At 67.4% G+C, this 24,641-nt stretch carries 25 protein-coding genes; 9 read left to right on the forward strand and 16 right to left on the reverse strand.

From position 1 onward, the window contains the following. Window positions 1–20: 20 nt before the first annotated feature. Window positions 21–1,034 carry an NAD-dependent epimerase/dehydratase family protein gene (locus BZF61_RS05985; RefSeq protein WP_086617738.1) on the forward strand — a complete coding sequence of 338 codons (1,014 nt, stop codon included), beginning with the start codon at window positions 21–23 and terminating at the stop codon, window positions 1,032–1,034. An 8-nt stretch (window positions 1,035–1,042) separates the two neighbouring features. Here the strand turns inward: BZF61_RS05985 and BZF61_RS05990 are convergent, their stop codons facing one another. Next, window positions 1,043–1,624, reverse strand: coding sequence for a hypothetical protein (locus BZF61_RS05990; protein ID WP_086617740.1), 582 nt, complete (start codon window positions 1,622–1,624; stop codon window positions 1,043–1,045). Between the two features lie 166 nt (window positions 1,625–1,790). Here BZF61_RS05990 and BZF61_RS05995 point away from each other — a divergent pair, with 166 nt between their 5' ends. Further along, the gene (locus tag BZF61_RS05995) at window positions 1,791–3,077 is read left to right on the forward strand and encodes a nucleotide sugar dehydrogenase (protein WP_086617741.1); all 1,287 of its coding nucleotides are present in this window, start codon (window positions 1,791–1,793) and stop codon (window positions 3,075–3,077) included. Window positions 3,078–3,152: 75 nt separating this feature from the next. Here the strand turns inward: BZF61_RS05995 and BZF61_RS06000 are convergent, their stop codons facing one another. The 8 genes from BZF61_RS06000 to BZF61_RS06035 all read right to left on the reverse strand — a co-directional run bounded on the left by BZF61_RS06000 (window position 3,153) and on the right by BZF61_RS06035 (window position 9,905). Beyond that, the gene (locus BZF61_RS06000; RefSeq protein ID WP_086617744.1) at window positions 3,153–3,677 is read right to left on the reverse strand and encodes a demethoxyubiquinone hydroxylase family protein; all 525 of its coding nucleotides are present in this window, start codon (window positions 3,675–3,677) and stop codon (window positions 3,153–3,155) included. 21 nt (window positions 3,678–3,698) lie between these two features. Further along, entirely contained in the window at window positions 3,699–4,142 is a 444-nt protein-coding gene (locus tag BZF61_RS06005; RefSeq protein ID WP_086617747.1) for a disulfide bond formation protein B, read from the reverse strand. Between the two features lie 11 nt (window positions 4,143–4,153). After that, window positions 4,154–5,500: a S41 family peptidase gene (locus BZF61_RS06010; protein ID WP_086617749.1), complete on the reverse strand. Its 1,347-nt coding sequence runs from the start codon at window positions 5,498–5,500 to the stop codon at window positions 4,154–4,156. Window positions 5,501–5,613: 113 nt separating this feature from the next. Beyond that, complete coding sequence (locus BZF61_RS06015) at window positions 5,614–6,852, reverse strand: murein hydrolase activator EnvC family protein (protein WP_086617751.1); 1,239 nt, start codon at window positions 6,850–6,852, stop codon at window positions 5,614–5,616. Between the two features lie 7 nt (window positions 6,853–6,859). Further along, window positions 6,860–7,282: a 23S rRNA (pseudouridine(1915)-N(3))-methyltransferase RlmH gene (locus BZF61_RS06020; RefSeq protein WP_086617989.1), complete on the reverse strand. Its 423-nt coding sequence runs from the start codon at window positions 7,280–7,282 to the stop codon at window positions 6,860–6,862. 132 nt (window positions 7,283–7,414) lie between these two features. Continuing rightward, entirely contained in the window at window positions 7,415–7,768 is a 354-nt protein-coding gene (gene rsfS, locus BZF61_RS06025; RefSeq protein ID WP_086617990.1) for a ribosome silencing factor, read from the reverse strand. A 174-nt stretch (window positions 7,769–7,942) separates the two neighbouring features. After that, complete coding sequence (locus BZF61_RS06030) at window positions 7,943–8,611, reverse strand: nicotinate-nucleotide adenylyltransferase (protein ID WP_425429604.1); 669 nt, start codon at window positions 8,609–8,611, stop codon at window positions 7,943–7,945. A 4-nt stretch (window positions 8,612–8,615) separates the two neighbouring features. After that, window positions 8,616–9,905 carry a glutamate-5-semialdehyde dehydrogenase gene (locus tag BZF61_RS06035; protein ID WP_086617753.1) on the reverse strand — a complete coding sequence of 430 codons (1,290 nt, stop codon included), beginning with the start codon at window positions 9,903–9,905 and terminating at the stop codon, window positions 8,616–8,618. Window positions 9,906–10,160: 255 nt separating this feature from the next. Here BZF61_RS06035 and BZF61_RS06040 point away from each other — a divergent pair, with 255 nt between their 5' ends. Beyond that, window positions 10,161–11,333, forward strand: a complete 1,173-nt coding sequence (locus BZF61_RS06040) for a peptidoglycan DD-metalloendopeptidase family protein (RefSeq protein ID WP_342742795.1) — start codon at window positions 10,161–10,163, stop codon at window positions 11,331–11,333. A gap of 7 nt (window positions 11,334–11,340) precedes the next feature. After that, complete coding sequence (locus BZF61_RS06045) at window positions 11,341–11,712, forward strand: bactofilin family protein (protein ID WP_425429605.1); 372 nt, start codon at window positions 11,341–11,343, stop codon at window positions 11,710–11,712. Window positions 11,713–11,718: 6 nt separating this feature from the next. Here BZF61_RS06045 and BZF61_RS06050 read toward each other — a convergent pair whose 3' ends face one another. The 6 genes from BZF61_RS06050 to BZF61_RS06075 form a co-directional block, all read right to left on the reverse strand. Then, the gene (locus tag BZF61_RS06050) at window positions 11,719–13,380 is read right to left on the reverse strand and encodes an AMP-binding protein (RefSeq protein ID WP_086617754.1); all 1,662 of its coding nucleotides are present in this window, start codon (window positions 13,378–13,380) and stop codon (window positions 11,719–11,721) included. Window positions 13,381–13,496: 116 nt separating this feature from the next. Next, window positions 13,497–14,240 (reverse strand): DUF1013 domain-containing protein, encoded by a 744-nt coding sequence (locus BZF61_RS06055; protein ID WP_086617756.1) that lies wholly within the window; start codon window positions 14,238–14,240, stop codon window positions 13,497–13,499. 98 nt (window positions 14,241–14,338) lie between these two features. Beyond that, window positions 14,339–15,430 carry a glycosyltransferase family 4 protein gene (locus BZF61_RS06060; RefSeq protein ID WP_086617996.1) on the reverse strand — a complete coding sequence of 364 codons (1,092 nt, stop codon included), beginning with the start codon at window positions 15,428–15,430 and terminating at the stop codon, window positions 14,339–14,341. A 17-nt stretch (window positions 15,431–15,447) separates the two neighbouring features. Further along, window positions 15,448–16,362, reverse strand: a complete 915-nt coding sequence (locus BZF61_RS06065; RefSeq protein WP_086617757.1) for a UDP-2,3-diacylglucosamine diphosphatase — start codon at window positions 16,360–16,362, stop codon at window positions 15,448–15,450. 109 nt (window positions 16,363–16,471) lie between these two features. Continuing rightward, on the reverse strand, window positions 16,472–17,101 hold the full coding sequence (locus BZF61_RS06070; protein ID WP_086617759.1) for a glutathione S-transferase family protein: 630 nt from the start codon (window positions 17,099–17,101) through the stop codon (window positions 16,472–16,474). Next, the gene (locus tag BZF61_RS06075) at window positions 17,094–18,080 is read right to left on the reverse strand and encodes an NAD(P)H-quinone oxidoreductase (protein ID WP_086617997.1); all 987 of its coding nucleotides are present in this window, start codon (window positions 18,078–18,080) and stop codon (window positions 17,094–17,096) included. Before BZF61_RS06075 ends, BZF61_RS06070 begins: the two co-directional genes overlap by 8 nt. Window positions 18,081–18,215: 135 nt before the next feature. On the opposite strand from BZF61_RS06075, the gene BZF61_RS06080 reads away from it, so the two are divergent. The 3 genes from BZF61_RS06080 to BZF61_RS06090 all read left to right on the forward strand — a co-directional run bounded on the left by BZF61_RS06080 (window position 18,216) and on the right by BZF61_RS06090 (window position 22,027). After that, window positions 18,216–18,419, forward strand: a complete 204-nt coding sequence (locus BZF61_RS06080; RefSeq protein WP_086617760.1) for a DUF1192 family protein — start codon at window positions 18,216–18,218, stop codon at window positions 18,417–18,419. A 131-nt stretch (window positions 18,420–18,550) separates the two neighbouring features. After that, window positions 18,551–20,905, forward strand: a complete 2,355-nt coding sequence (gene clpA / locus BZF61_RS06085) for an ATP-dependent Clp protease ATP-binding subunit ClpA (protein WP_086617762.1) — start codon at window positions 18,551–18,553, stop codon at window positions 20,903–20,905. 111 nt (window positions 20,906–21,016) lie between these two features. Continuing rightward, window positions 21,017–22,027: a ligase-associated DNA damage response exonuclease gene (locus BZF61_RS06090; protein ID WP_086617764.1), complete on the forward strand. Its 1,011-nt coding sequence runs from the start codon at window positions 21,017–21,019 to the stop codon at window positions 22,025–22,027. Window positions 22,028–22,052: 25 nt separating this feature from the next. Here the strand turns inward: BZF61_RS06090 and BZF61_RS06095 are convergent, their stop codons facing one another. Then, window positions 22,053–22,367 carry a hypothetical protein gene (locus BZF61_RS06095; protein ID WP_086617765.1) on the reverse strand — a complete coding sequence of 105 codons (315 nt, stop codon included), beginning with the start codon at window positions 22,365–22,367 and terminating at the stop codon, window positions 22,053–22,055. Between the two features lie 110 nt (window positions 22,368–22,477). On the opposite strand from BZF61_RS06095, the gene BZF61_RS06100 reads away from it, so the two are divergent. Both BZF61_RS06100 and BZF61_RS06105 read left to right on the forward strand, forming a co-directional pair. Continuing rightward, on the forward strand, window positions 22,478–24,076 hold the full coding sequence (locus BZF61_RS06100; RefSeq protein WP_086617767.1) for a cisplatin damage response ATP-dependent DNA ligase: 1,599 nt from the start codon (window positions 22,478–22,480) through the stop codon (window positions 24,074–24,076). A gap of 39 nt (window positions 24,077–24,115) precedes the next feature. Next, a complete protein-coding gene (locus BZF61_RS06105; RefSeq protein WP_086617768.1) occupies window positions 24,116–24,631 on the forward strand; it encodes a DUF1993 domain-containing protein in 516 nt (171 codons plus the stop codon). Window positions 24,632–24,641 lie beyond the last annotated feature (10 nt).

A 24,641-nucleotide genomic window follows, 5' to 3' on the forward strand; every position in this document is an offset into this window, starting at 1 on the left:
GGTTTGGGGGGCAGGAACACGTGCGCACCGTACTCGTCACCGGATCGGCCGGGTTCATCGGCTACCACCTTGCGCAGCTGCTGCTCGACGAGGGCTTCCGGGTGGTCGGCTATGACGGGATGACCGATTACTACGACGTGGCGCTCAAGCAGCGCCGCCACCAGATGCTGCTCCAGCATCCGAACTTCACCTGCATCGAGGCGATGCTGGAGGATTTCGACCGGCTCCACGCGCTGGCGCTGGCGGAAAGGCCCGCGGTGATCGTCCACCTCGCCGCGCAGGCGGGGGTTCGCTACAGCCTTGAAAATCCTCGCGCCTATGTCGATGCGAACCTGGTCGGCAGCTTCAACGTGATGGAATGTGCGCGCCAATTGCAGGTCGATCACCTGCTGATGGCTTCGACCAGCTCGGTCTATGGCGCGAACACCGACATGCCCTTTGCCGAAACGCACAAATGCGATACCCCGCTGACGCTCTACGCCGCGACCAAGAAGGCGAACGAGGCGATGGCGCATTCCTACGCCCATCTGTGGAACCTGCCGGTCACGATGTTCCGCTTCTTCACGGTCTATGGGCCGTGGGGGCGGCCGGACATGGCGCTGTTCAAGTTCACCCGCGGAATCCTCGAAGGCACCCCGATCGATATCTACAACGGCGGGGAGATGTATCGCGACTTCACCTATGTCAGCGATCTGGTGCGCGGCATCCGGCTGCTGATCGACGCCGCGCCGGTGCGCCCTGAGAGCCCCGAGGAGATTGCCGCGGGCGACAGCCTCTCGCCCGTCGCGCCGTTCCGTGTCGTCAACATCGGCAATGGCGAAAAGGTGCGGCTGCTCGATTTCATCGAGGCGATCGAGGCCGAATGCGGCCGTGCGGCGGTGCGCAACTATCTGCCGATCCAGCCGGGCGACGTGCCCGCGACCCGGGCCGATGCCAGCCTGCTCAGGGCGCTTACGGGCTATGCCCCGCAAACCCCGTTTCGCGACGGCGTGGCCCGGTTCGTCGCCTGGTATCGGGACTATTACCGGGTCTGAGGCGCGCCCTATTCGGGCGTGTCGCCGTCCTTGGCCGGAGCATTGGGCGCAGGCAGCGGGCTTTCCCCGGGCAGTTCGGCATCACGTTCGCGTTCGAGGCGCTGCATGTATTCGCGCTCGATCATCTCGACCCGCTCCTGCTCGGCGGCGGCCTCGGCATCGATGGTCGAGAGACGCTCGGCCCGCGCCTTCTCGATCAGCTGGCCGAAGCGCACGCCTTCGGCCTCGCTGCGATCGGCGGCCCAGGCTTCGATGAATTTCTGGGTGCACCCGGTGAATCCGCCCGCGCCCGCCGGCGAGCAGCTCATCGCCCCGAAATCGCCGGCATACTTGATCTGTTCGACCTGCAAGGCGAACGACTTGTTGGCAGGGTTGTCGCTGGAGCGCAGTTTCGGCGGGATCCGGTAGCGCTCCTCCTCCACCAGAATCTCGCACACCACCAACTCGCCCGGCTGGGCAACGGGGCATTCGCTTTCGTTATAGGCAATCACCATGTTGATCTTCTCGTCCGCGCTCTGGGCCGAGGCCGGGGCGGCAAAGGCAAGCGCGGCGGCGCTCGCGATCAGGGCGGGGGCAGGCAGGTGCTTCATGGCGCGTGATCCTCTGCGGACGCGGAAGGTGGCGGTAAGAGCCATGCCCCCGACCGGGGCGACTTGTCCAGCACCGACTATGCTACAAGCGGCTGAACCGGGGGTGAAGCCGCCCCGGCGCCGCAGGCTTAGCGAAAAATTGTGGCCCGTCAGGCTAGGGGGAGACATGAACGAAACAATCGCAGTCGTGGGACTGGGCTATGTCGGCCTGCCCGTCGCCGTGGCGCTGGCCGAACGGCTGGCGGGGCGTGCGCGGGTGGTGGGCTACGATATCTGCGCGGCGCGGGTGTCGCAGCTGCGCGCCGGGCATGATGCCACCCGCGAAATCGGCGATGCGCGGCTGGCGTCATGCCGCCTCGAAGTCAGCGACGATCCCGCCGTGCTGGAAGACGCGGGCATGATCATCGTCACGGTTCCCACCCCGATCACCGAGGAACGCCGCCCCGATCTCACCCCTCTGCGGCGCGCCTGCGAAGCCATCGGCCCGCGCCTGCGCAAGGGCGCGCTGGTGGTGTTCGAATCGACCGTCTTTCCGGGTGTCACCGAGGAGATCTGCGGCCCGTGGCTGGCGGCCGCCTCGGGGCTCAGCCAGGGCGCGGATTTCGCGCTCGGCTACAGTCCGGAGCGCATCAATCCCGGCGATCACATCCACCGGCTGGAGACCATCACCAAGATCATCGCCGCCGACAGCGAGGCCGCGCTCACGCGGATGCGCGCGGTCTATGGCGCGATCGTCGATGCCGGGCTGCACGAGGCGCCCTCGATCAAGGTGGCCGAAGCGGCCAAGGTGATCGAGAACACCCAGCGCGATCTCAACATCGCGCTGATGAACGAAATCGCGCTGATCTTCGACCGCATGGGCATCGCCACGCGCGATGTGCTCGCCGCGGCGGGGACCAAATGGAACTTCCTGCCCTTCACCCCCGGCCTTGTCGGCGGTCACTGCATCGGGGTCGATCCCTTCTATCTCACGGCCGCGGCAGAGAGGCTCGGCTACCGGCCCGAGGTCATTCTTGCCGGCCGGCGGATCAATGACTCGATGGGGCAGGCGATCGCGCAGAAGCTGGTCAAGCTGCTGATCGCCTCGGGGACGCCCCCCTGCCGCGCGCGGGTGGGGGTCATGGGGCTGACCTTCAAGCAGGACGTGCCGGACATCCGCAATTCCAAGGTGCCGGACATCCTCGCCGAACTGCGCGAATACGGGATCGACGCGATGGTGAGCGATCCGCTCGCCGATCCCGAGGCAGCGCTGCACGATTACGGCATCACCCTCAGCCCGCCCGAAGCGATGGTCGGCCTCGATGCGCTGGTGCTGGCGGTGAACCACGCGGCCTATCGCGCCGATCCCGCCGGTCTCGTCGCCCGGGTGCGCGCCGGCGGGGTGTTGGTGGATGTGAAGAGCGCGCTGCCCCGCGAAGGGCTGCCCGAGAGGCTGGTTTACTGGAGTCTTTGACGCGCGAACGCGCCTGCGGGGGGCAGCCTTGCGGCCGGGACGCGACCGGTTCAGCGCATTCTCACCGGTTTTTGGCTAAATCCTCTCGCTCACCTTGATCGCAATCCGGCAGCCCAGCCGGATCGCGCCAGCGAGCAGCGGATAGGCCGGCGCGCGTTCGGCACCGTGGGCGAGCGCCGCATCACGATGTTCGCGCTCGTCCGCGCGGAACGCCTCGATCATTTCGGCAAGCTCCGGATCGGCCCCGCTTTCCGCGAGCTTTTCAAGCTGTTCGCTATAGTGCTTGTCGATCTCGGTCTCCACCGCCGCAGTGCAGGCCATCGCCGCCTCCGGGCCGAGCAGGGCGGTGCCCGCGCCAAGCAGATAGCCCGCCGCCGACCAGAAGGGATGCAGCGCCGTCGGGCGCACCCCGCGCTTCACCAGCAAGGCATCGAACTTGGCGCGGTGCTCGCGTTCCTGCTCGGCCATGTGGCGGATTTCCGCAGAATGCGGGCCACGATCGCCCATCACGGCCAACTGGCCTTCATAGATCCGGGTCGCGCCGAATTCGCCAGCCTGATCGACCCGGATCATACGGTGGAGTTCATCGCGCTGCACCATGTCCGCTCCTTGGGATGCATCCTACTTGCGATACGCGGCGAGCGCCACAACGGCTGCACCCGAAGCACAGGAAATCAGGAAATTGAAGCCAGCCAGCGAAATCCCCCACAAGCTCCACGGTGCGACATCGCAGCGGATCAGCGGGGTCGAGAAATCCATCACGTCCGCGCCCGTGGCGGTGCAGGCGGTGATGCCTTCCCACCAGCCATATTCGACCCCGGCGTGGTAGCCGCCAATCAGGCCCGAGGTAAGGATCGCCAGACCCGCCAGCGCGGTCCACACCCGCGCGGGCCGGATCACGAAGGCGAGCAGGCCGATGCCGAGCGCGGCGAAATGCGGGTAACGCTGCCACCAGCACATCTCGCACGGCGGCAGACCCAAGCCGTATTGGGCCACATAGGCGCCGCCGAGCAGCGCGGCCGGAGCCAGCACGGCCAGCAGCCGCGCCTTGCCTAGCGTGTCCATGACCTGCGGCCCTATTTGCGCGCCGGGCGCAGCGCCACCGCGCTCTTGGTGGCGCGCCGCAGGGTCTCCAGCGCATAATGCAGCTGGAAGTCCTTGATTCCCTGCGCCTCGAGCTCGGCCGAGGTGAGCCGGAAGCGCGGATCGGCGATGCTGTCGGTCTCCATTTCCTCGTCCTTGATGCCCAGTTCGTTGATCAGATGGCCGCGCAGATCGCTCTCACGGGTCTGATACTTCTGGCGCAGCAAGTAGTCCTGATCGGAGATCTGCGGCACCGCGATATCGGGCTTGATCCCGCCTTCCTGCACCGAGCGGCCCGAGGGGGTGAAGTAGCGCGCGGTGGTCAGCTTGAGCGCGGCATTGGGGCCGAGCGGCAGGAGCGACTGGACCGAGCCCTTGCCGAAGCTGCGCTCGCCCATGATCAGCGCACGGCGATGATCCTGCAGCGCGCCCGCGACGATTTCCGAAGCCGAGGCCGATCCGGCGTTGATCAGCACGATCATCGGCACGCCTTCGGCCATGTCGCCGCGATAGACCGTCTCGGCATCGTAGAGCATCGTTTCGCCCCGCGCCCGGCCGCGCTGGCTGACGATCCGCCCGTCGGTGAGGAACAGATCGGCGAGCGCGACCGATTCATCGAGGCTCCCGCCCGGGTTGTTGCGCAGATCGAGCACCAGTCCGGCAACCCGGCCGCCGGTCTTCTTCTTGATCTCGGCCCAGGCGTTGTAAACATCCGAGCCGACATCGGCGGAGAACTCGTTGACGGTGATCACACCGATATTGCCGGGCTCGATCTCGTAGGTGACCGGCTCGAGCTCGATCACCCCGCGCGTCACCTCGACTTCGAGCGGCTCCTCGCGGCCCGGGCGAAAGATCGTCAGCTTGATCGCGGTGCCCGAAGGCCCGCGCATCTGCGCCACGGCATCATCAAGGCTGCCGCCATAGATCAGCTTGCCATCGAGGTGGGTGATGAAATCGCCGGCCTTCACCCCCGCCCTGTCGGCCGGGCTGCCCTTGAACGGGGAGACCACCTTGACCGCGCCATCCTCCATCACCACCGACAGGCCGAGACCGGAATAATTGCCATCGATCATGGTTTCGAGGCGCTGGAGATCCTGGCCATCGAGATAGGCCGAATGCGGATCGAGCGCCGCCAGCATCCCGTCGATCGCACCGCGGATCAGCACATCGTCTTCAACCGGCTCGACATAGCTCGCCTTGACCCGCTGATAGACCGCGAACAGCTTGGCGAATTCGGGGCCGGCGCGGCCATCGACCTGGGCCATGGTGGCGGTGGCGGCGGGGATCAGCGCAACGGCGGTGACCAGCGCGGCGCTGCGCAGGAGAGCGGCGATTTTCATGGGACGTGCAAGGCTCCTTTGTCAGGCCAATGTATAGGTTTGGTGGGATGAACGCCAGATAGACGCTGCACCCGGGTCGGGAGCGGTTCTTGGCCTTTTCCTGAGGCGCCGGATTATCGGAGGAATTGCAAAGGGTTGACTGGCCGTCCGTCGCGCCGCAGGGCAAAGGTGACGGGGGTTGCGCCACCCCCTGCAACACCCATCGGGCTGCCGCCGATCACCCTGTCGCCAACCGCCGTGTCAACGCGCGCGAGTCCGGTGACCAGGCTGGTCCAGCCGCCCTCGTGTTCGATGATGACGATTTGCCCGAAGCCGCGATAGGGCCCGGCGAAGGCCACCCGCCCGCGCCCCGGGGCGACCACCTGCGCGCCGGCAACCGGCGCGAGTTCGAGCCCCGTGCTCGCCAGCCCGCTGGCGCGCCGGGCACCGAACCCGGTGAGCGTGCGGCCGTTGACCGGGAGTTGCAAATCCCGCGGGGGCGGGGCGCTCGCCGCAGGCGCAGGTGCAGGCCCGGGCGCAGGCGCCGCCGGCAGCGCGGCTGCCAGATCGGATGGACGCAGCACCGGGCCGGGCAAGGCGGCAAGCTCGCGGCGCAGCGCGGCCACATCGTCGAGCTGCGTCACCAGCCCATCGAGATCGCGCGCTTGCTCGGCCAGCGCCAGTGCCCGCTCGGCCTCGCGCAGCGCCGCGCCGCGGGCCGTGCGCGAAGCAATGCGCTGGCGGTTCTCAAGCGCGGCGAGCTGCGCCCGGCGCGCGCGCAGCATCGTCTCGCCATCGCGCAGGCCTGACAAGGCACGCGCGGCATCGGCCTCGAGCGCGCGCCGCTTGTCGAGCGCGGCGCGCAGACCGGCCGTGCGCGCCCGGATCTGCGGCACCGCGCTGGCGAGCGCGGCGCGGACATAGACCACCTGCTTGAGAGAACCCGGCTGCATCGCCGAAAGCGCCAGCGGGCGGCGCGCGAGGGTTTGCAGCGCGGCGGCGAGGCGGGCGGTAGGCTCCTGCTGCTCGGCCAGCTCGGCGGTCAGTGCCGCACGGGCCGCGCGCGCCAGCGCATAGCGCGCACGGGCGATCTCGATATCGGCCTCTGCCTGCTGGATGCGCGCGGCGAGCGCCGCGGCCTCGTTGGCAGTGCGGATCGCGGCCTCGGTGGCGACTTCGGCGGTCCGGGTGAGGCGTGCGGCGCGCTGCGCGGCGCGCCGGCTTTCGCGCGTGGCGCGGGCGAGCTGGGCCTTGGCCTCGTCCGGCTCGACCAGCGGCACCGCGCGCTCCGCCCGGGTCGCGGGCAGGGCGAGGAAGCAGGCGGCGCAAACTGCGGCGCAGACAAGCGCGGTGAGCAAGACGGGTCGGCGCATGACGCCCTCATGCCCGATGATAGGGATGCCCGGCAAGGATGGTGGTGGCGCGGTAGAGCTGCTCCATCAGCATCGCCCGGGCGAGCATGTGCGGCCAGGTCGCCGGGCCGAAGGCAAGCAGCAGATCGGCGGCGGCGCGCTCGGCATCCGAATGGCCGTCGGCGGCGCCGATCATGAACCGCGCCTCGCGCACGCCATCATCGCGCCAGCGCCCCAGCAGGGCGGCAAAATCCGTGGAGGCCATGGCCTTGCCGCGCTCGTCGAGCAGCACGGTGCGATACGGGGTGAGCGGTTCTGCGAGTTTGCCCACGCCGGTTTCGGGCCATTCGGTGAGCTTGACCGGCCAGGTCAGCCGCGCGGCATAACGCTCCACCAGCGCGCCTTCCGGCGAACGGCCGATCTTCCCGCGGGCGATGATATGGAGGAGAATGGGAACGACCTCACAGATGGGAGCCAAACAGTCGCGCAGCGGCCGCAAGGGCGACCGCCCGCCCGCAGCGACGCGGCCTTCAGGCCGCATGAGCGAGGATTTCGCAGCCCGGACGGGCCGCGGGACAACAAACTAGGCCCGGCCCGAGGCGGCCGCCTCGCTGCCTTCAAACGCCCACATGCGTTCGAGGTTATAGAAGCTGCGCACTTCCGGGCGGAACAGGTGCACCACCACGTCGCCCGCGTCGATCAGCACCCAGTCGGCCGCCGGCAGGCCTTCGACCCGCACGGAGCCGAAACCGGCCTGCTTGATCTTTTCGGCCAGTTTCTGCGCCATCGCGGCAACCTGACGGGTCGAACGGCCGCTGGCGATCACCATGTGATCGGCAATGGTGCTCTTGCCCGCAAGCGGGATCGAGACGATCTCCTGCGCCTGATCATCGTCAAGCTGAGCCAGCACCAGACGGTGCAGCGCGTCGGCACCCATCTCAGGCTGCGCGAGCGACTGCGCGGCCTTGGCGGCAGCCTGCAGCGGGGCGGGCGGGATGGCACCCAAAAGAGCCTCGGTCATCGGCAATCGGGTATCTCCAGGCTTCGGGGCGATGACAGCGGACATGCAGCGGGCCGGCAAGCGAAGGAGCCGAAACGCATGGCGCGCGCCTCATGCGTCCTCCTCTGGCCGGACTTTGCGGAATGTCAGCCGATCACGCACCGGCGCGGCACCATCCGGCCCGAGCAAAGCCTCGGCCCACCCGGCATGGGCACGGCGGATGGCCGTGGCCGAGCGGTGATCCGGATCGAAACGCAATAACACCAGGGCCGGTGCGCTCCATTGCCCCCGTTTCCGAAAACTGGCCGCAGACACTAAGCTGCGCCTGAGCCAGGCCATGGCGGGGCTCGTCATGGCCTTGGCATCATAGCCGGGGCGGGCGATAACCGCAATCGGCATTGTCCGGGCGATCCGCCGCCAGTCCTTCCAGCGATGAAAATCGGCCAGATTGTCGGCCCCCATCAGCCACACGAAGCGGCGCGCGGGATAGCGCCGGACGAGCGCGGCGAGCGTATCGACAGTGTAGCGGGTGCCGAGTTGCTGCTCGATCGCGGTGGGGATGATCGCCGCGCGGCGGGCCTTGGCGCGGGCCGAGCGCAGCCGCGCCGCGAGCGGGGCCATGTCGGCCTTGGGCTTCAGAGGATTGCCGGGCGAAACCAGCCACCAGGTCTCGTCCAGCCCAAGCGCCGCCGCGGCAAACAGCGTGATCCGGCGGTGACCGCCATGCGCCGGGTTGAAGCTGCCGCCGAGCAGGCCGGTGATCTGGGGGTGCGCGCGCAAGGCTTTATGGCCGGGTCTGCCCGCTGCCGCGCACCCGCCACTTATAGGTGGTCAGCCCTTCGAGCGCGACCGGCCCGCGCGCGTGCAGCCGTCCGGTGGCGATGCCAATCTCCGCGCCAAGGCCGAACTCGCCCCCGTCAGCAAATTGCGACGAGGCATTGTGCATCACGATCGCGCTGTCGACCTCGGCGAGGAAACGTTCGGCCACCGTCTCATCATCGGTGATGATCGCATCGGTATGGCCCGAGGAATGGCGCGCAATGTGCGCCAGCGCGGCATCGGGGCCGTCGACCATCGCCGCAGACAGCACCGCGTCGAGATATTCGGTGTCCCAGTCGTCGGCGCTCGCCGGGATGACGCGCGGATCGAGCGCGCGGATGCGATCGTCACCGCGCACTTCGCAGCCCGCCTCGATCAGCGCCGCCACGAGTGCCGCGCAATCAGGGAAGGCCGCGTCGACCAGCAGCGTTTCCATCGCCCCGCAGATGCCGGTGCGGCGCAGCTTGGCGTTGAGCACGATCGCCCGCGCCATCGCCGGATCAGCCGCGGCGTGGACATAGGTGTGGTTGATCCCGTCGAGATGGGCCAGCACCGGCACCCGCGCATCGGCCTGCACCCGGGCAACGAGGCTCTTGCCGCCGCGTGGCACGATCATGTCGATCAGGCCGCTCGCCGCCAGCATCGCGCCAACCGCGCCGCGGTCTTGCGTCGGGACAAGCTGCACCGCCTCGGCCGGCACGCCGCCGGCAACCAGGCCTTCGACCAGCGCGGCGTGGATCGCGCGGTTCGATTGGACGGCCTCGCTCCCGCCGCGCAGCAGCGCCGCATTGCCGGCACGCACGCACAGCGCCGCGGCATCCGCGGTGACATTGGGGCGGCTTTCGAAGATGATCCCGATGGTTCCGATCGGCACGCGGACACGCTGGAATTTCAATCCGTTGGGCTGGGCGTGGGTGTCGATCACCTGCCCCACCGGATCGGGCAGATCTGCGACTGCGCGCACCGCGGCGGCAATCGCCCCCAGCCGCGCCTCGTCGAGCGCCAGCCGGTCCAGCATCGCGCCCGACAGCCCGCGCGCCTCTCCGGCTGCAAGATCCTTGGCATTGGCAGCGAGAATCGCGGGAGTAGCCGCGACGAGCCGGTCAGCCGCCAGACGCAGCGCCGCCGCACGGGTGGTGCTTGGCATCGCGGCCAGCCGACGCTGGGCCAGCCGCGCGGCGCGCGCCAGCGCCGCGACCAATGCGGTGCAATCCGGGTCGGCTTCGGACAGGTGCAGGACGGCTTGCTCGGTCATGGCGCGTGCCTTAGCAGCCCTTGCGCCGGCTGTCAGGCCCGCGCGCGCAGCCGCAGGCACGAATCGGGAACAAGGCAGGGCAGCACGGGGCATCGCCGCGCCGGCCCATGGCCATCGCCCTCCCGATCATGCCCGCTTGCACCGTTCGGCGCGTTTCCGCTTCGATTCAACCCTTGTCGGCAAGGGGCGATTCGACCCTTCGGGCGCGCCCTGATAGCGGAGCTTTCCGGGGCATAAATAAAAACCGGGTCGGCCGTGTCAGACAAGATTTCCCTTCGCAAATGGGGCGAGCAGCTTCGCGCTTGGTTCCCAGACCGCGAATTCTTCATGCGCTCCGATGGACAGGTGCGCTTCATCAAGATCTCCTCGAAGCTCCAGATCCGTGCCGCCGCGCTGGCGCTGGCGGTGGTGCTCGGCTGGCTGGTGTCGCTCGCGGTGATGGCTTGGGGCACATATCGTGCCGAGGCCGATCTTGCCGCCTTTGCCGATGAACGCGCCCGCATCGCCAGCGCCGAGGAACGGCTCGACGCCTATGGCGGCGATCTCGACCGGGTGGTGGGCGAGCTGGAGGAACGGCAGCAATTCCTCGAGGAAATGGCCCGGATGCTGCCCGAGGACATCGTCGCCGAAAGCGCCGGAGGCACCGTCACCGATTCCACCGCCGAGGCCGCCAGAACTGTGGAGAAGGTCAGCCAGTTCATTCCGCAGGCGCGCGGCCTGGCCGAGATCGAAGCCCGCCAGCTGGCCGTGGTCGAGCGCCTGACCCGCTTCGCCGACGCCCGGGCCAGGCGCGCAGAGGCAGCGATGCGCAAGCTCAATCTCGATCCGCGCATCCTCAGCCGCGAAGCGCGCGAGGGCATGGGTGGTCCGTTCGAGGCGCTCGCCGGTGCGGACGATATCGATCCCCGCTTCGAACGGCTCGGGCTCAGCCTTGCGCGCATGGCGGTGCTCGAACGCGCGCTTGACGGGATTCCGCAGGTTGTCCCGGCGACGGTCGAGAACATCACATCGGGCTTCGGCTATCGCCGCGATCCCTTCAATGGCCGCGCGGCGATGCACTCCGGCATCGACTTCAAGGGCCCGATCGGCTCGCCGATCTTTGCCGCTGCCGAAGGCCGCGTCACCTTCACCGGCTGGCGCGGCGGCTATGGCAATACTGTCGAGGTGACCCACGCCAACGGCATCATGACCCGCTATGCCCACCTCTCGCGCATCGACGTGCGGCCGGGCCAGCTGGTGGCGGCCGGGGCAAGGCTGGGCGGGCTCGGCAGTAGCGGGCGTTCCACCGGGCCGCACCTGCATTTCGAAGTCCGCATCAATGATCGCGCGATCAATCCGCGCCCCTTCCTGGAGACCGCTCCCGATGTTCTCAAAGAAGTTCGCAGCAGCACCCGATCAGGGCGCTCAGCCGCCGCGGCCCGCAGCTAGGAGCGGCATGATGGCTTCGGGTTCGACCTTCTCGGTGATCGGCGCCGATGTGGCAATCAAGGGCGATGTCGCCGCCACTGCCGACCTCCACGTCGACGGCATGATCGAAGGCGACATCAAGTGCGCCAGCCTGGTGCAGGGCGAAACCAGCAGCATCCAGGGCGCCGTGGTTGCGGAAAGCGCGCGGCTGGCAGGCAAGGTGACCGGTTCGATCACCGCGCGCGAGCTGGTGATTCTCAAGAGTGCGCGGATCGAGGGCGATGTGCATTATGACGCGTTGACGATCGAACAGGGCGCACAGGTCGATGGCCGCTTCGCTCCGAATGCGCGCCAGCCGGTCAAGGGCGTGCCGAGCGCGACGATCGAAGCCGCCGAGTAGCCGCGCTCAGAGCACCTCGGCCCTGAGCGTCTTGCGATCGGGCTTGCCGATCATGGTCTTGGGCAGGCTGGCGCGGATCACCACGCAATCGACCCGCTCGTGCTTGCCGACACGCGCGTTGAGCCAGTCCGCCAGCTCCTCGGCGGTGGCTGACGCGCCCTGATTGAGCGTGACATAGGCGCGCGGCACCTCGCCGCGATAGTCCTCCGGCACGCCGATCACCAGCGCCTCCTTCACCGCCGGATGTTCGAGGATCACATCCTCGACCACGCTGGGGAAGACCTTGAACCCGCCCACCGCGATCATGTCCTTGATGCGATCGACGATCTCGAGGAACCCGTCCGCGTCAATCCGCGCGACATCGCCGGTGCGCAGGTAACGCTTGCCGCCGATCTCCACGAAGGTTTCGGCATCGGCTTCGGGCCGCCGCCAGTAGCCGCGCATGATCTGCGGCCCGTGCACCGCCAGCTCGCCCGGTTCGCCCTCGGGTGCCAGCCTGGCCGGATCTTCCTTGTCGAGCAGGATCGCCTCGGTGCCCGGCACCAGCTGGCCGATCGTGCCGCGCTTGCGGGGGCCCGCATAGGGATTGGCCGAGACCACGCCTGAACTTTCGGTCAGACCATAGCCTTCCACCAGCCGCACGCCGGTTGCCTCCTCGAACCGCACATGCACCGGCCCGGGCATCGGCGCGCCGCCGGAGATGCAGACCTTGAGGCTGGAGAGATCGGTTTTCGGCAGATCGGGATGGTCGAGCATCGCCTGGAACATCGTCGGCACGCCGGGAAAGCCGGTGCAGCGGTAGCGCTGGATCGTCATCAGCACCTGACGGGTCTCGAACCGCGGCACCATCGCGATCGCCGCGCCCGTGGCCATCGCGTGATTGAGCAGCGCAGTGTTGGCGAAGACATGGAAGAACGGCAAGGCGCCCATGAACACCTCGCCCGCCGGATCGCCGAAGGGATTGAGCGCGGCGACCTGCTGCGCGTTCACCGAGAGCTGGTCATGCCCGAGCATCGCCCCCTTGGGCCGCCCGGTGGTGCCGCCGGTATATTGCAGCAGGGCGAGATCGGCGGAGGTGACCTCAACCGGCGCCAATGCGCTCGCCGGCGTCGTCTCGGCCCAGCTCTTCACTTTCGGCCCATAGGCCACATCGGCGATCTGCGCGCGCTTCAGCAGCCTCAGCGCCAGCCCCTTGTACCACGGCAGCATGTCGGCAAGGCGGCCCACCACCAGCGTTTCGAGGCCGGAGGAAGCCAGCACCTTGGCGGCGGTCTTGTAGAGTTCGGGCACATCCAGCGTCACCAGCACCTTGGTGCCGCTGTCGCCCACCTGCCAGCTCAGCTCCTCGACCGAATAGAGCGGCGAGAAGTTCACCACCACCGCGCCCGCCATCATCGCGCCGTAATAGGCGGCGGCGTAGATTGGCACGTTGGGCAGGAACAGCCCGACCCGGTCGCCCTTGGCGATGCCGAGCGCCTGAAGCCCCGCCGCAAAGGCGCGGGCCTGTTGGTGGATCTGCGCGTAGCTGTAGGTCCGCCCGAGGAAATGCAGGAACGGCGCATCCGGGCTGGCGCGCATCGTGCGTTCGAACATCGCCGGCAGGCTCATCGGCGCGAAACTGGTCTCGAGCGGCGTCGGATGATGATAGGCTGGTTTACTGACAGGCATGTCAGTAATCTTGGCCCACAACGCCCGCGCGCACAAGCGAAACCCTTAAGCGGCGTCGCTTTTTGCAGGTTCGCGTGGGGGTGCCGGTGTGCCCGGAGCACCCCGGCGATCCGCAATCAGTTCGCGCTGAACCCGCTTTCCGGGTCGATCCTCGTCTCGGCGGCCTCGGCCTCGCGCTTGCGGGCAAGCCAGGCCTCGGCTTCGGCTTCCTGAGCGGCTTGGCTGGCGGCCTTGGCCTGGGCCTCGCGCTCGGCGCGCAGCTCCGCGATCAGCTTTTCGCGCTCGTTGCGCTCGGACCGGGCCGGCGGATCGGCATCGCCGCTGGGGCCGGCGCGCTTGGCGGCCTTGGCGACCACCGCGTCGAGCTCGCGCTGCGAGCACAGGCCGAGCGTCACCGGATCCTTGGGGGTGATGTTCTGGATGTTCCAGTGCGAACGGTCGCGGATCGCGCTGATGGTGTTGCGGGTGGTGCCGATCAGCTTGGAAATCTGCGCGTCCGAGACTTCCGGGTGATGGCGCAGGATCCAGGCGATGCCATCCGGCTTGTCCTGCCGCTTCGACACCGGGGTATAGCGCGGGCCCTTGGTGCGGGTCACCTCGACCGGCGCCTTGTGCATCTTGAGCACATAGGACGGATCGGCTTGGCCCTTCTCGATCTCGGCCTGGGTCAATTCGCCCGCATGCACCGGATCGCGGCCGGTATATTTGCTGCCGGCGAGGTCATCGGCCATCGCCTGTACTTCGAGAATGTGCAGCCCGCAAAACTCGGCGATCTGCTCGAAGCTCAATGCGGTATTGTCCACCAGCCACGTCGCGGTGGCGTGCGGCATCAGCGGCTTGGGCTGATCCTTGGTAGCCATGGGAATCTCCGTTGAAAATAGAAGGGCCGCCCCTTCCGGAGCGGCCACCTTGCCACCCTAAATAGGCCAAGGAGGGGAAAACGGCAAGGAAAAGGGAGTCAGCAGGCAGCAAGCGCCTCATGGCCAATCGGCGCGCGCTCGGCCAGCGGCACCAGCCCGGCGAGGAACTGCCGCGTTGCCGCTTCCCACGTATAGGACGCCCCGTAAGCCGCGCAGGCGGCGCGGTCGCAGAAACGCGCCGCGTCGATCGCCCGCGCGAGATCGTCCGACAAGGCGCCCACCGCCTCGGTCACGATGTCGAGCGGCCCCGGCACCGGGAAAGCGGCAACCGGCGTCCCGCAGGCGAGCGCTTCGATCATCACGAGGCCGAAGGTGTCGGTCCGGGAGGGGAAGACGAACACGTCGGCGCCCGCATAACAGCCCGCCAGTTCGGTGCCGGTCTTCTTGCCGAGGAAACGCGCTTCGGGAAACTTCGCCTCAAGCGCCGCGCGCGCGGGGCCGTCGCCCACCACCACCTTGGTGCCGGGATAGGGGCAGGCAAGGAAGGCCTCGAGGTTCTTCTCGACCGCGATGCGGCCGACATAGAGCAGGATCGGGCCTTCGAGCCCGGCATATTCGGGCGGCGGGGCTGCTGCGGGCGAAAAGCAGGCGAGATCGACCCCGCGGCTCCAGTGGGTGAGCCGGGTCAGGCCCTGTTCGCGCAGCTGTGCGCGGATCGTCTCGGTGGCGACCATGATGGCCTGCGCCGGCCGATGGAACCAGCGGATGTAGGGCCAGAAGATGCTGGCCGGAAGGCCGGTGCGGCGCGCGACATAGTCGGGAAACTGGGTGTGATAGGCGGTGGTGAAGGGCACCTTGCGCCTGAGGCAATAGCGCCGCGCCGCAAGGCCGAGCGGGCCTTCGGTGGCGATGTGAACCGCATCCGGCTGGATCTGCGCGAGCCGCCGTCCGACCGCGCCGGGCGCAGCCAGCGCCAGCCGGATTTCGGGATAGGTGGGCGCGGGCACGGAGAGATAGCCTTTGGGCGAGATCACCGTGACCTGATGCCCCCAGCCGCGCAGCACCGCGCAGGTGGTCGAGAGCGTGCGCACCACCCCGTTGGTCTGCGGGTGCCAGGCATCGGTGACGATGGCGATGGAATGGGGCGCGATCGCCGCCGGGCCGGCGGACGAAAGGGCCGCATCGGGCATCAGGGCGCTGTAGCGGTTCACGCCGCCTCGCGGGCTGTGCTGGCAGCGGGAGCCGGCGCTTGCCCCGCGGTCCGCCGCCGGATTTCCTCGGGCCAGTGGAGGATTTCCATCCGCCCGTCGTGATGTTCGACCAGCGCGTTGCAGCCCTCCACCCAATCGCCATCGTTCCAGTATTCGATCCGCTTGCCATCATGCTCGAAAGCGCGGAACTCGGCGGTGTGGATGTGCCCGCACACCACCCCGTGGACCCCGCGCTCGCCGGCGGCGCGGGCGACGACTTCCTCGTACTTGCCGATGAACTCGACCGCGTTCTTGACCTTGTGCTTGGCCGCCTTGGAGAGCGACCAGTAAGGCTTGCCCAGCCAGCGCCGCACCGTGTTCACCGCGATGTTGCACTTCATCAGGAAGTGGTAGGCATGATCCCCGACAAAGGCGAGCCAGCGGTGCGAAAGCATCACCGCGTCGAACTCGTCGCCGTGCAGCACCATCAGCCGGCGCCCGTCGGCGGTGTCGTGGAAGGCGGCGCGGCGGATTTCGATCCCGCCGAAGCTCAATCCGGTAAACTGGCGGAACATCTCGTCGTGGTTGCCGGGGATGTAGATCACCCGGGTGCCGCGCCGGGCGCGTTTCATGATGCGCCAGACGATGTCGTTGTGCGTCGAGGGCCAGTAGAACCTCTTCTTCAGCCGCCAGCCGTCGATGATGTCGCCGACCAGATACATCGTCTGGCTGTCGCTGTGATCAAGGAAATCGATGAGCATCTCGGCGTTGCAGCCCCTTGTGCCGAGATGGACGTCGCTGATCCAGATCGTGCGGTAGGAACGGCGCGCCCGCTCATGCTCCGGCCCCTCGGGCTCGGGCGTGCGCGGGGCCGAAAGCGGAAAGCTGGCGACATTGCTGCTCAGCAGGTCGGACAGATCGGAGCCGGTCATGTGCAGTCCCTGATGGTCACGGCGAGGCTGGCCTTGCCATGGCACGGAAATGTTACAGGGGATTCACAGGCCGGTGACGGTTTCGGGTCAATCAGCCCACGGCTGCGGGTCAGTCCATTGCCACGAAGCCGGGCAAGGCCTCGATCCGCGCGATCCAGGCATTGATGTGCGGATAGTCGCCAAGCCCGAAGCCGCCCTCCTCGGCGACATGGGTGTAGGCGAACAGCGCGATATCGGCGATCGTGACGCTCCCGCCGCAGAAGAAGGCGCTCCGGGCCAGATGCCGGTTCATCAGATCGAGCGCGGCGCTGCCCGCGATCCGCTTGGGCATGACCTGCGCGCGCTGCTCGGCCGAAAGATTGGCCTCGCCCACGAAACGCAGCCAGAAGCGCAGCGTGGCGATGTTGGGTTCGTGGCTGTATTGCTCGAAGAACATCCAGCGCAGCATATCGGACTGCGCGAAACGCTCCTGCGGGATCAGGTGGCTGGCGTGGGCGAGATACCAGCAGGCGGCGTTGCTTTCGGGCAGGAAACGCGCGTCCGGCCCATCGCCGATCTGCAACACCGGGATCCGGCCATTGGCGTTGACGGTGGCGAGGAACTCGGGCGTGCGGGTCTCGCCCTTCATGATGTCATAGGCGCGGGTTGCGAGCGGCAGGCCGAGCAGCGCGGCGGTGAGCTTGATCTTGAAGCAGTTGCCGCTGCGGGGGTCTTCATGGAGGGTGAGCGCCTCAGCCACCCCCAACCTCCAGCACGATCTTGCCGATGTGCTCGCCCGCCTCCATCCGCGCATGGGCGGCGGCGGCCTGAGCGAGGGGGAAGGTCATGTCCATCACCGGGGACAATTCCCCGTCGCAGAACAGCGGCCAGGCATTGTCGGCGATCTCGTCCGCGAGCGCGGCCTTGAAGCTGTCGGAGCGCGGGCGCAGGGTCGATCCGGTGAGGGTCAGGCGGCGCGTCATCACCATCGCCATGCTTAGTTCTGCCTTTGCGCCGCCCAGCACCGCGATGGTGACATGGCGACCATCCTCGGCGAGGCACTTGAGATTCCGCGCGACATAATCGCCCGAGACCATGTCGAGCACCACGTTGACGCCCTTGCCCCCGGTATGGGCCAGCACCGCCTCGACGAAATCCTGCTCGCGGTAATTGATCGCAAGATCCGCCCCTATGCGGGTCGCCGCGGCGCATTTGGCGGTATCGCCGCAGGTCACGATCACCTCCAACCCGAAGGCCTTGGCGAGCATGATCGCGGTGGTGCCGATCCCGCTGGTGCCGCCGTGGATCAGCACGCTCTCGCCATCACGGGCCAGTCCGCGTTCGAACAGGTTGTGCCACACGGTGAACAGGGTTTCGGGCAGGGCGGCGGCTTGGGACAGCGGCATCCTCTCGGGCACTGGCAGGCAGTGCTGCCAATGCGCCGCGCAATATTCGGCATAGCCCCCGCCCGGGGTGAGCGCCGCCACGAACTGGCCGATCATCTCGCGCGGGACTTCATTGCCGACCGCCACGACTTCGCCGGAAACCTCCAGCCCGAGCAGCGGCGAAGCGCCCGGCGGGGGCGGATAGGCGCCCGCGCGTTGCAGGCAATCGGGGCGATTGACCCCGGCATAGGCAACCTTGATCAGCACATCATCCGGGCGCAGGCGCGGCAGCGGCACCGTGCCGATGCCCAGCACTTCCGGGCCGCCGGGCGCATCGAAAAGGATTGCAGCCATGTTCGCGGGCAGCTGGGCCTCATTGCCTGCAACCATAAGTCCATCCCCCCGAAACGTGCCGTTAACCCTATCTGCGGCGCGAATAACCGCCTTGCCGATTGACAGCAAGCCGCTTGGGGCGGATGCTGCGGGGCGATGGAAGAACCCGATCGCCCTCGTCCCCAAGGAGATGCGGCCTCGCGCCTCGCGGCAGAGGATCTCGGCCCCTATTCACAGGCCGAACTGGACGAGCGTATCGCGCTGCTCGAGGCTGAAATCGCCCGTGTTCGCGCCCACCGCGCCAAGGCGGCCGCGCACCGCGCCGCTGCCGAAGCGCTATTCGGCAAGGGTGGTGGGTGAGGCCGCAAGGTTTTCCTCTGGCGCTCGTGCATACGGATTCGCAATTTCCGCGTAGCATACCATATATTCGCCAATCGACTCTTCCCGCCCCCGTTACGGGAGCATCCTTCGCCTTGTCATAGAGATTTGCCATGCCCAGCTTCGCCCAGAACCTCGAACGGACATTGCACAACGCGCTCGGCAACGCGTCGGAGCGCAAGCACGAATATGCCACGCTCGAGCACCTCTTGCTGGCGCTGATCGATGACGAGGACGCCGCGCAGGTGATGGCCGCCTGCGGGGTCGACCTCGCGGAGCTGAGCGAGGTGGTGCGGCAGTATCTCGATCAGGAATACCAGAGCCTCAAGACCGAGGACGGCACCGATCCCCAGCCCACCGCGGGCTTCCAGCGGGTGATCCAGCGCGCGATCCTGCATGTCCAGTCGAGCGGCAAGGACACCGTCACCGGCGCCAACGTGCTGGTCGCGCTGTTTTCCGAGCGCGATTCCTATGCGGTCTATTTCCTCCAGCAGCAGGACATGAGCCGGCTCGATGCGGTGAGCTATATCAGCCACGGCATCGGCAAGGGCGGCCGCCAGATCGAGAGCAAGACCCCGCAGGGCACCGACAAGCAGGAAGCATCCGCGCAGACCAAGGAAAGCGCCGGCAGCAAGAAGGAAACCGCGCTCGACCAGTTCACCGTCAACCTCAACGCCAAGGCCGAAAGCGGCAAGATCGATCCGCTGATCGGGCGCGGGCCGGAGGTTGACCGGACGATCCAGATCCTCTGCCGCCGCTCGAAGAACAACCCGCTCTATGTCGGCGATCCCGGCGTCGGCAAAACCGCGATCGCCGAAGGCCTGGCGCGCAAGATCGTCGAGGGCGACGTGCCCGAAGTGCTCAAGGACGCGGTGATCTACTCGCTCGACATGGGCGCACTGCTCGCCGGCACGCGCTATCGCGGCGACTTCGAGGAGCGGCTGAAGCAGGTCGTCTCGGAACTCGAGCAAATGCCCAATGCGGTGCTGTTCATCGACGAGATCCACACCGTCATCGGGGCCGGCGCGACCAGCGGCGGGGCGATGGACGCCTCGAACCTGTTGAAGCCCGCGCTGTCCTCCGGCGCGATCCGCTGCATCGGTTCGACCACCTACAAGGAGTTCCGCAACCACTTCGAAAAGGATCGCGCGCTGCTGCGCCGCTTCCAGAAGATCGACGTGAACGAGCCGACCATCGAGGACACGATCAAGATCCTGAAGGGTCTGCGCAGCGCCTTCGAGGAACACCACAAGGTCAAATACACCCCCGATGCGATCAAGAGCGCGGTCGAACTCTCGGCGCGCTACATCAATGATCGCAAGTTGCCCGACAAGGCGATCGACGTGATCGACGAAGTCGGCGCAATGCAGATGCTGGTGCCCCCCAGCCGCCGCAAGAAGACCATCACCGCCAAGGAAATCGAGGCGGTGATCGCGACCATGGCCCGCATCCCGCCCAAGTCGGTCAGCAAGGACGACAAGAAGGCGCTCGAAAATCTCGAGCGCGACTTGAAGCACGTCGTCTTTGGCCAGGACGAGGCGATCGAGCGCCTCGCCACCGCGATGAAGCTGTCGCGTGCGGGCCTGCGCGATCCGGACAAGCCGATCGGCAGCTTCCTGTTCAGCGGCCCGACCGGCGTCGGCAAGACCGAGGTCGCGCGCCAGCTCGCCAACATCATGGGCATCGAGCTGAAGCGCTTCGACATGTCCGAATACATGGAGCGCCACTCGGTCAGCCGGTTGATCGGCGCGCCTCCGGGCTATGTCGGCTATGATCAGGGCGGGCTGCTCACCGATGCGGTCGACCAGAACCCGCATTGCGTGCTGCTGCTCGACGAGATCGAGAAGGCCCACCCCGACCTGTTCAACATCCTGTTGCAGGTGATGGACAACGGGCGGCTCACCGACCACCACGGCAAGACGGTCGATTTCCGCAATGTGGTGCTGATCATGACCACCAATGCCGGCGCGGCCGACATGGCGCGGCAGGGCATTGGCTTTGGCGACGTGTCGAAGGAAGACGCGGGCGAGGAAGCGGTGAAAAAGATGTTCACCCCCGAATTCCGCAACCGCCTCGATGCGATCGTGCCCTTCACCTACCTCGGCAAGAGCACCGTCGCGCGGGTGGTCGACAAGTTCATCCTCCAGCTCGAACTCCAGCTGGCCGAACAGAACGTCCACATCCAGTTCGACAGCGACGCGCGCAGCTGGCTGGCTGACAAGGGCTACGACAAGCTCTACGGCGCCCGCCCCATGGCCCGCCTGATCCAGGAAAAGATCAAGCAGCCGCTCGCCGAGGAACTGCTGTTCGGCAAGCTCGCTGACGGCGGCGAGGTGCATGTCAGCATCAAGGACGGCAAGCCCGCCTTCGAGATGACCCCGGCCCCGCCCAAGGTGAAGCCGGCGAAGAAGAAGGCGGCGAAGACGCCCGCCGCGAAGAAGCCCGCGCCCGAAACCGACGAGGGCTGATGCGCTTCGGGTTGACGGGAATGGTGGCCGAGGGGGTGCTGGGGCGCGCTTGACCGGGTCAGGTGCCACGCGCGCTGGAACACGCACGCGGCCTTGCGGGTTGCTCGTTTCATGACCGCCGCGCCCTTCTCATGGATCCGGCCCGAGCGTCACGGCATCCACATCCTTCCCGCCGATGCCTGGGTCGATCCCGCGCGCCCCGTGCCCCGCGCGCTGGTGACGCATGGCCATGCCGATCACGCCCGCGGCGGGCATGGCCAGACCATCGCCACCCCGGCGACGCTGGCGATCATGGCGCTGCGCTATCAGACCCGCGCGGGCGCGGTGGCGGCGGAATATGGCGAAGCGGTCAGCATCGGCGCAGGCGTCACGGCGACTTTCCTGCCGGCCGGGCACGTGCTCGGCAGCGCGCAGATCCTGCTCGAACACGCCGGCGAGCGGGTGATCATCACCGGCGATTACAAGCGCGCCCCCGATCCCACCTGCGCGCCCTTCGAAGTCACCCCTTGCGATATCTTCATCACCGAGGCGACCTTCGGCCTGCCGGTCTTTGCCCATCCGCCGATCCAGGGAGAAATCGCCAAACTATTGAATTATCTGGATAATGAACCCGAGAGCTGCGTCCTCGTCGGCGCCTATGCGCTGGGCAAGGCGCAGCGGGTGATCGCCGAACTGCGCGCGTCAGGGCATCATGACACCATCTGGCTGCACGGGGCGATGGAGGCCATGTGCCGCCTTTACGAGGAGCACGGCGTGGCGCTGGGTGATCTGCGGCTGGTGAGCGACGCGCCCTCGAAGGAGGCGCTGCGAGGCCACATCGTGATCGCCCCGCCCTCAGCCCTCCATGATCGCTGGAGCCGCCGCCTGCCCGATCCCGTCACCGCGATGGCGAGCGGGTGGATGCGGGTGCGCGCAAGGGCGCGGCAGCGCGGGGTCGAGCTGCCGCTGGTCATTTCCGATCATGCCGACTGGAACGAGCTGACCGCCACCATCGCCGAGGTGAACCCGCAAGAGACCTGGATCACCCACGGGCGCGAGGAGGCGCTGCTGCGCTGGTGCCAGCTCAATCAGCGCCGCGCCCGCGCGCTCGCGCTGGTGGGCTACGAGGACGAGGATGACTGAGATCCCCGTCCCCGCGCGCGCGGACTTACTTGATTGCGGTCAGATCGGCATCGATCTTGCCGAGCAGTTCCTCGCTGATCAGGCCCTGCGAGAAGGGGGCGAGCGCCTTCAGGCTAAGCGCCTTGAATTGTTCGTAGGCCGGGTGTTGGTCGATACCCGGCAGGTGCTTTATGAGCACGGCCTTGGCGCGCTCGTCGGCCATCAGGGCCTCGATCGGCGTGTCGATCGAGAAGGCCGCGGCGGGCGCGGAGGCGGGCGCTTCGCCCTGGGCAAGCGCCGCGGCGGGCGCAGCAAGGCCGGAAAGGGCAAGGCAGAGGGCGGCAGGCAGGCTGAAGGTCATGGGGGGCATTCCTTGTTGGCAAAGTCGCAAGGGGCGCGACTGACATCCCTGTCAGCGGCCTGCTTTATAGCATCCGCAGGGTCGCGCAATCATCATCGCAGGCGCCCCTGATGGAGCAGTTCGCCGCCCTGCTCGACGCGCTGGCCTTCACCACCAGCCGCAACCGCAAGCTGGCGCTGATCGCGGATTACCTGCGCCACGCACCCGATCCTGATCGCGGCTGGGCGCTGGCGGGCCTGACCGGCGGGCTGGATTTCCCGGCGGTGAAAGCCTCTACCATCCGCAAGCTGATGAGCGAGCGGGTCGATCCCGTGTTGTGGGCCTTGTCCCGCGATTTCGTCGGGGATACGGCCGAGACCGCCAGCCTGCTGTGGCCGGAGCCTGAGGATCGGGTGCCACAAGAGGCCTTGTCGCTGGCGCAGGTGGTTGCCACCCTTGCCGCCCTCACCCGTGCAACCGCGCCGCAGGAACTGGCCGCACTGTTCGACCGGCTCGACGCGCGCGGGCGCTTTGCGCTCATCAAGCTTGCCACCGGGGCAATGCGCGTCGGGGTCTCAGCGCGGCTCGCGAAGACCGCCTTTGCGCAGGCCTTTGGGGTGGCGCTGGAGGCGGTGGAGGAATATTGGCACGCGCTCGCCCCGCCCTATGCCGCATTGTTCGACTGGGCGAGGGGGGCGGCGCCTGCACTCGATCTTGCCCATGTCCCGCGCTTCCGGCCCTTCATGCTGGCGCATCCGCTCGAACAGGGGGAAGTCGATCTGGCCGACTATGCCGCCGAGTGGAAGTGGGACGGCATCCGCGTGCAATTGGTGCGCGCCGGCGGACAGACGCGGGTCTATTCACGCTCGGGCGACGATATTTCGCTGAGCTTCCCCGAACTGCGCGATGGGCTGCCCTTCGATGTGGTGCTCGACGGCGAATTGCTGGTGCGCGGTTCGGCCCAGGGCGGCGCGGCGGGCGGCGCGGCGCATTTCAACGCGCTCCAGCAAAGGCTCGGACGCAAGCGCGTATCGGCAAGGATGCTGCGCGAATACCCGGCCTTCGTGCGGCTTTATGACGTCCTGCTGCTGGAGGGTGAGGACTTGCGCGAGGCCCCGTGGAAGTCGCGCCGCGCAACTCTTGAGGCGCTGATGCCGCGTCTGCCGGCGAGCCGTTTCGATCTCTCGATGCTGGTCGAGGCGGAAAACTTCGCCGCGCTCGCCGCGATCCGTGACGCCGCGCGCGACGCGGCGATCGAGGGGCTGATGCTCAAGCACAGGATGAGCCCCTATGTCGCCGGACGCAAGGCGGGCCTCTGGTTCAAATGGAAGCGCGATCCGCTGCTCATCGACTGCGTGCTCATGTATGCCCAGCGCGGCAGCGGCAAGCGGAGCAGCTTCTATTCCGACTACACCTTCGGCTGCTGGGCCGGCGATCCCGATGCGGGCGGGGAATTGCTCCCGGTCGGCAAGGCCTATTCGGGCTTTACCGACACCGAATTGCAGCAGCTCGACCGCTTTGTGCGCCAGCACACGCTGAACAGGTTCGGGCCCGTGCGCGAGGTGGAACGCAAACTGGTGTTCGAGATTGCCTTCGATTCGGTCCATGCCAGCAAGCGGCACAAGAGCGGCCTCGCGATGCGCTTCCCGCGCATCCACCGCATCCGCTGGGACAAGCCCGCGCACGAGGCGGACCGGGTGGATGCGCTGCGGGCGTTGATAAAGGACTGAGCGCGGCCTAGTTCAGGCGCAGTCCAACCGGAGAGAGCCATGTCCTACGCCACCGCGCTGCTTGCTACCTGTGCCAACACGCTCGGCACGCTCGATCATCTCGTCGCCAGGGCGCAAGGCCACGCCAAGGGCGAGGCCTTGCTGCAATCGCGGCTGGTCGAGGATATGTTCCCGCTCCACACCCAGATCCGCCTCACCCTCGATCAGGTGGTGACCGCCTTGAAGCGGCTGGGAAAGCGCGAGCTGGCCGTCGATGACAGCGACATCACCTCCTTTGCCATCGCCCGCACCCGGATCGCCGCCGTGCGCGATCTGGTGGCGCAGACCGATCCCGCCGTCTGGCCGGCCGCCGGCGATCCGGTGGAGTTTACCCTCCCCAACGGCATGGCCTTCGCCATGCAGGCGCATGAATATTGCCGCGACTGGGCCATCCCGCAGCTCTATTTCCACCTGATGGCGACCTATGCGATCCTGCGCATGGAAGGCCTCGCCATCGGCAAGGCGGATTATGTCGGCTACATGATGAAATATCTCAGGCAGCCCGCGGCAGGCTGAACTCCGGCGC

The organism is Erythrobacter tepidarius (genome assembly GCF_002155695.1).
GTDB lineage: Bacteria > Pseudomonadota > Alphaproteobacteria > Sphingomonadales > Sphingomonadaceae > Erythrobacter > Erythrobacter tepidarius.